The sequence below is a fragment of the Micrococcus sp. LASM2_SD2 genome (genome assembly GCF_057364565.1).
The window spans coordinates 1-5439 of the sequence record NZ_JBNFOB010000167.1 but is presented as its reverse complement, the minus strand read 5'-3'; the positions used below and the strand labels follow the sequence as shown (position 1 = coordinate 5439).

The following is a 5439-nucleotide window of genomic DNA, read 5'->3' as shown; positions in this document are numbered from 1 at the left end:
GCCGAGCAGTGGCGTCCGGCCGAGCAGTGGCGTCCCGGCCGAGCGGCGGGGCCCGGCCGAGCGGCGGTGTTCGGCGGGAGGAATCGGAGGGGTCCTGCTCACCTGAGCCCGTGGAGTCCGGTGCGGCGGTCATCGGGGCGCGGGGGCCCTCGGCGTCCGGTACAGGGGAGGCGGGGTCGGACGGCGCCGACTGCTCTGCCACGTTCGCCATGGACCGGTCCCGGGTCTCCCCATCGGCCGGTCGGGCGGCGTGCCGGCGTGCACGCATCCGCTCCAGGGCGGCATGGGACTCGGACGAGTGGTTCGGGTCCACGCTCACCCCTTCCCGGACCGGCGGCGGAGGGCCACGATCCCTGCGATCAGTGCACCTGCAAGGGTACCCAACAGCATGCCGACCACCGCGGACGCCCACCACGGCAGTCCGGTGGTCTGCCCGGTGACCCAGCCGAGCCCCACCATGTACCCGGACCACACCAGCGCGCCGAGCCCGGAGAACCACACGAACACCCGCCAGCGGATGCCGCCGATGCCGGCCGCGGCCACCGAGGCGGTGCGCCCGCCGGAGACGAAGCGGAGCACGAACAGACCCGCCAGCGAGGTCTCCGGGCCGGCCTTCACCAGCAGCCGACGGATGCCACGGTGCACCGCCCGGCCCCAGCGCCAGCGGTCCAGCACGTCCGTCAGCCGGTACCTGAACAGCGCATAGAGTCCCAGGTCTCCGGCCCAGCAGCCCAGCCACGCGGCCAGCACGGACGGCACCACGGACAGCGAGCCTTCCGAGGCCAGGGCGCCGGAGCCGATCACGAACAGCTCCGAGGGTGTCGGAGGGAACGGGGCGTCCAGTGCCACCAGCAGGGCGGTCACCGGATGGAACCACCAGCCCAGGGCGTCGAGCAGCTCCTGCGCGCTCATGCGGTCCCCTCCACGCCGGGCGTCTCCGACTCCCGGGGGCGCTCCTGCAGCTGCAGCTCCGAGGTGAACACGCGGTCCTCACCGGTCACCGGGTCCGTGAAGCGCAGCTCCCGGGCGAGCAGCTGCAGCGGGCGGGCGAGGTCGTCCGGGGCGGCGTCCAGCAGGTCCGGGTAGAAGGGGTCGAACGCGATGCCCAGGCCCAGCGCGGCCAGATGGATGCGCAGCTGGTGCGTCCGCCCGGTGCGCGGGTGGAGGCGGACGTGCGCCACGCCTGCGCCGGCCAGCGTGCCGGCCGAGCGGCCCACGGACAGCAGCTCCACGTGGGTCTCAGCGTTTGCGCCGGCGTGGGAGAGGTTGGACCTCTTCGTGCGCACCTCCGCGCCCGCCGCCCGACCACTCGCGGCCGCCGGGACCTGCTCCACCACCGAGCGGAGGATGCCCTTGTCCTTGCGGATCCGGGAGCGCACGGTCAGCGGGAAGCGGTCCAGCACGGCGGTGCCGAACCCGCCCTGCCCGGGGGCGGCCCCGCCCGAGGTGAGGGCCGAGACGGAGGGGACGGAGCCGTCGTCGGGGAGCCGGCCGAGCAGGCCGGGCGGCAGCGCCGAGACGGCCTCGTAGACCTTGCGGGCGCGGCGGCGCTCGAAGAGCAGGTGGTAGGCGCCGCGGGTGGCCGGGTTCGCGGAGAACATGACCACGCCGGCGGTGGCGCGGTCCAGGCGGTGCAGGGGGACCAGGTCGTCCAGGCCGAGCTCGTTGCGCAGCCGCACCAGCGCGGTCTCCTGGATGAAGTGGCCGCCGGGGGTGGTGGGCAGGAAGTGGGGCTTGTCGATCACAACGAGGTGCTCGTCCCGGTGCAGGATCCGGTGCCGCACCGGCAGCGGCTCCTCCTCCGGCAGGTCCCGGTAGTACCAGATGAACTCGTGCACGCCGAGGGGCGTGGAGGCGGTCAGTGCAGTGCCGTCCGCGGCCACCACCTCGCCGCGGGCGAAGCGGTCCCGGATGCCGTCCGGGTCCACGTGGCCGAAGCGGGAGACCAGGTGCTCCTGCACGGTGCCGTCCGCCTCGGGACCCGCCATGGGCAGGCGCAGGCGCGTGGCGTTGACGCCGTGGCGCACGGGCAGCGGAGAGGACAGGGGCACGGGGCCCATCCTCCCAGACCGGCCGCACCGGATCAGCCCGGCCTCGCCGGATGCTCCGCCGGGTGTCCCGGGGGACAGGGGCCTGCCGGACGCGCCGGAGGACACGGCGGGCAGGTCGGCCGGAGGCGGGTCAGTGGCCGGTGGTCTCGTCGTCGGAGCCGGCGGCGCGGGTGTCCGGGGTGAGCACGGTGATGTTGCCCGGGCCCGGCTTGGACTGTCCGGTGCGGCCGGCCGGCACGTGGGCGCCCACGTCCGCGATCACCGCGTCCAGATGGGCGCCGGCCGGCACCACGGTGTCCCCGAGCAGGACGGAGCGGCGCACGGTGGCACCGGCCTCCACCACCACACCGGGGCCGAGGACCGACTCGCTCACCTCGCCGTGGACCACCGCGCCGGAGCACACCATCGACCCGGAGACCTGGGCGCCGGGGTGAATGCGGGCCGGCGGGACCGGACGGTGGTTGGTCAGCAGCGGCCATCCGTCCCGGTCCAGGTCGAGGCCGGTGCCGGCGAGCAGCTCCATGTGCGCCTTGTAGTAGGCGTCCAGGGTGCCGATGTCCCGCCAGTAGCCCTCGTGCCGCCACTCATGGGTTTTCCCGCGGGCCACCAGGGCCGGGACGATCGACTCGCCGTAGTCGTCGAGCGCACTGCCCTCTGGGCCGTCCTGGTGCTCCGGGTCCTCACCGGCGGCCTCGGCCGCGGCCTCCTCCCGGCGGGCCTGTGCGATCAGCTCGTCCAGGACCTCCTCCAGGGCGCCCACGTCCATAAGGAACGCCTCGGTGGCCACCAGGTTCCCCTTGGGGCGGCGCGGCTTGTAGCTGTACTCGGTGACCTTCGCGTCCGCGTCCACCTGGACCACGCCGAACCGCGAGGGGTCCTCGTCCGTCTGCGTGGTGACGACGGTCAGCTCGGAGCCCCGCTCGTGGTGGGCGGCCAGGGCCGGGCGCAGGTCGATCTGGAAGAGGTGGTCCGCGGAGAGCACGGCCACCGTGTGCGCGCCGAAGGCCTTCACCGCGGCGATCTGCTGGTGCAGGGCGTGACCGTTCCCGGAGGCGAACCCCTCCTCGTCCCGACCCTCGGCCGGGGGCAGCAGGCGCAGGCCGTGGCGGGTGCCGTCCAGGTCCCAGGGGCGGCCGCCGGCCAGGTGCTGGTTCAGGGTGAACGGGCGGTACTGCTCCACCACCCACACGTCCCGCAGCCCAGAGTGGGTGAGGTTGGACAGCACCACGTCGATCAGCCGGTACTGGCCGGCCACGGGGACGGCGGGCTTGGCGCGGGCGTCCGTCAGCGGGGACAGTCGGCTGCCCTTGCCGCCGGCCAGCACGAGGGCCACCGTGGCGGTCAACGGGTCCTGCGGGAACGGGTCTGCCATGGTGGCCTCCGTGGGCTCCTCCGGGCGCGGGACTTTCCCGCGCGCGAGGTGAACACTACGACCGCGTCCATGAGAAGCGGATGAGACAGGCCCCGGGGGGGGGACTGAAGCACAGTCATCCCACACCAGACGCAGATCCTGCCGGCGGACTCACCGCTGGCAGCTTCGGCACCAGAACAGGCGACGCGCGTCGTCCTCCGGGGAGCCGTAGTCCTGGCGTGTGACCGGCCCGCGGCAGCGGAGGCAGCCCTGCCGTTCACGCCCGTACACCCAGTAGTTCGGGGTGCGCGGCGCCGGTGGGGCGCCGAGGAGGACCTCCACGCCGAACGGCGCCTCGGGGTGTGGCCGCACCCCGGTGGTGCGTCGTGGACTTCCCGACGACGGCGCGTACGGCGGGCAGTTCGCCTTCAGCAGTCTGCGGTTCAGTCCCACCAGGCCCGCCACGTCCTCGACCTCGCCGATCGGGCGGTGGGGGTCGATGCCGGCCAGCAGCAGCGACTCGCACCGGTAGATGTTGCCGATGCCGGACACCAGGCGCTGGTCCAGCAGGGCCAGTCCCACGGGGCGCTCCGGGTCCGCGGTGAGACGGGCGACGGACTCGGTCAGGAGGGGGCCGTCGTCCTCCTCCCACGCCGGGTCCAGCAGGTCCGGGCCGAGGAACCCGAGCCGCCGGTCCTCGTCCGCGGTGCGGATCAGCTCGAGCAGGCCGAGCTGTGCCGCCACGAACCGGTGCTCCTCCGTCTCGAGCACCGCCCGCACCTGCCAGCCGGGGGCCGGCCAGCGGTCGGCCAGGGCGGTGGCGATCCAGCGGCCCTCCATCTTCAGGTGGCTCAGCAGGGTGAGCGGTTCGGCGCCCTCGGCGGTCCGGTCGGCCGGGGGTGTCAGCCGCATGAGCAGGTACTTGGCGCGCGGCTGAACGGCCACCACCTGCCATCCGGTGAGATCTGCCGTGGCGTGGGCGGGCACGCGCAGGTCCGCATGCGTGAGCACCCGGCCGGCCAGCAGCGGGCGCAGCCGGTGGGCCAGGCGGAACAGAGAGTCGCCTTCGGGCATGGACGTGGGGCGAGATCAGGCCGCGTTAAGTTGCCACGTCATGCCGAACCCGTCACCGACCCACGCGAAGCGGCGGGAGAACCCGTAGTCCCCGGCGGGCATGTAGTCCTGGCCGCCATCGGCCTTCAGCGCCTCGGCGAGGGCGTCCACGGACTCGGGGCTCTCCAGCTCCACGAACAGGGACACGGCCGGGGTGAAGCCGAAGGCGTGCTTGGTGAAGGAGTCGAAGAACCGCAGCCGCTGCCCGGCCACCTCGATCTCGCCGTGGGAGACCTTGCCGGCCCACTCCTCGCCCCGCGGGGTGGAGGCGTCGAACAGGTCGCGGCGCAGCTCGGCGGTCGGCGCGTGCGGGCCGAACGCGGACAGGTAGAGGTCCATGGCGGCGCCGGCCTCGCCCTGGAACATGAGGAACGGGGTGGCGGACGGTGCGCTCGTCGTGGCGGCGGGGGTGTTCTGCTCGATCATGGGGCGAGGGTACCGCTGTGGGCCCCAGCGCATGACGAGGGCCGCTCGCTTCGGGGGTCGACACCGCAGCCCTCGTTCCGATCCGGAGCGTGCGAGGCGTGTTCCGGATCGGATCGAGTGCTCCAAGAGCAGGGCAGCGGAACCTACCCCCGGTACCGCAGTCCGCTCGGGCTCGAGTAGAACCCCGCCGCGAGCATCGCCGCGGCCAGCGGCGTGCCGAGCAGCGGCCCGCCGTTGAGCTTCTCCAGCGCGAGCTTCTCGGTCTTCGCCTGCCGCAGGGCATGCACCAGCGCTGCAGCGGCGGCCGTCAGCGCGGCCTCGTCCTCCGTGAACGCGAGCAGGGTGCGTCCGCCGCGCTCCACGTACAGCGCCAAGGCGCCGTCGACGAGCACCACGATCGCCCCCGCCTTGCGTCCCGGCCGCTGCCCGGTGGGCGGCACCCCGTCGGTCCGGCGGGCAGGCCGGCCAGTCCAGCGCCGCGCCGTAGGGGGTTGGCCG

General features: G+C 74.0%; 6 protein-coding genes and 1 pseudogene. All 7 read right to left on the bottom strand.

Features of this window, described 5'->3' with window-relative positions:
* On the bottom strand, positions 1–313 hold a 313-nt coding region (locus tag AC2W7A_RS09015; protein WP_485991069.1), incomplete at its 3' end, for a hypothetical protein.
* Positions 314–315: 2 nt separating this feature from the next.
* A complete protein-coding gene (locus AC2W7A_RS09010) occupies positions 316–912 on the bottom strand; it encodes a DedA family protein (protein WP_485991068.1) in 597 nt (198 codons plus the stop codon).
* Complete coding sequence (locus AC2W7A_RS09005; protein WP_485991067.1) at positions 909–2051, bottom strand: pseudouridine synthase; 1143 nt, start codon at positions 2049–2051, stop codon at positions 909–911. The genes AC2W7A_RS09010 and AC2W7A_RS09005 overlap by 4 nt, the downstream gene beginning before the upstream one ends.
* Positions 2052–2181: 130 nt before the next feature.
* Positions 2182–3423 carry a glucose-1-phosphate adenylyltransferase family protein gene (locus AC2W7A_RS09000; protein ID WP_485991066.1) on the bottom strand — a complete coding sequence of 414 codons (1242 nt, stop codon included), beginning with the start codon at positions 3421–3423 and terminating at the stop codon, positions 2182–2184.
* A 150-nt stretch (positions 3424–3573) separates the two neighbouring features.
* A complete protein-coding gene (locus AC2W7A_RS08995) occupies positions 3574–4476 on the bottom strand; it encodes a DNA-formamidopyrimidine glycosylase family protein (protein ID WP_485991065.1) in 903 nt (300 codons plus the stop codon).
* 15 nt (positions 4477–4491) lie between these two features.
* Complete coding sequence (locus AC2W7A_RS08990; RefSeq protein ID WP_485991064.1) at positions 4492–4941, bottom strand: VOC family protein; 450 nt, start codon at positions 4939–4941, stop codon at positions 4492–4494.
* 143 nt (positions 4942–5084) lie between these two features.
* Positions 5085–5439, bottom strand: a pseudogene (locus AC2W7A_RS08985) (hypothetical protein); the annotation flags it as partial.